This window comes from Mesorhizobium sp. M7A.F.Ca.US.005.03.2.1 (assembly GCF_003997795.1).
Lineage (GTDB): Bacteria > Pseudomonadota > Alphaproteobacteria > Rhizobiales > Rhizobiaceae > Mesorhizobium > Mesorhizobium ciceri.
This window is the reverse complement of sequence record NZ_RZRP01001597.1, coordinates 1-477: the sequence shown is the minus strand read 5'-3', so window position 1 is coordinate 477 and position 477 is coordinate 1. Positions and strand designations below refer to the sequence as shown.

Below are 477 nucleotides of genomic sequence, written 5' to 3'. Positions count from 1 at the left end.
GGCCGGTACCGTCCGGCCAGTCGACCGTGCGATAGATGTTGCCGGCGGCAAGGCTGACCGGGATGAGCAACCCCATCGTCACCCAGAACAAATCGGCCGGCTGGCCGGCCTCGCCGCGCGTCACCGCGACCATGACGGCGCCGATGAAGCCGACGGCGATGCCGGCAATGCCCAGCATGTTGGGGCGCCGGACACGCAGCAGGATCGAGAACACCAGCGTGATGACCGGCGACAGCGTGAACATGATGCCGGTGTAGCCGGCGCCCAGATGCGGGATGGCCGAGAACATCAGGAGATTGGGGACAGCATAGGACACCGCGGCGGTGACGAAGAAATAGCGCAATTTGTGCGCGGTGAGCCGGACCCGCTTGCCGCGAGCCAAGAGCATGCACAGCAAGACCCCGCCGGCGCCGAGCGAGATGACGAAGGCCCAGACCATGGCCGGCACGCCGGCAGCCGTGGCGAGCTTGCCTAACG

Annotated in this window: 1 protein-coding gene; it reads right to left on the bottom strand. The window is 67.1% G+C overall.

Annotation, left to right across the window (positions count from 1 at the left end; translation table 11 throughout):
* Nucleotides 1-477: DMT family transporter (locus EN991_RS39355; RefSeq protein WP_164769820.1), on the bottom strand; the 477-nt coding region annotated here is incomplete at both ends.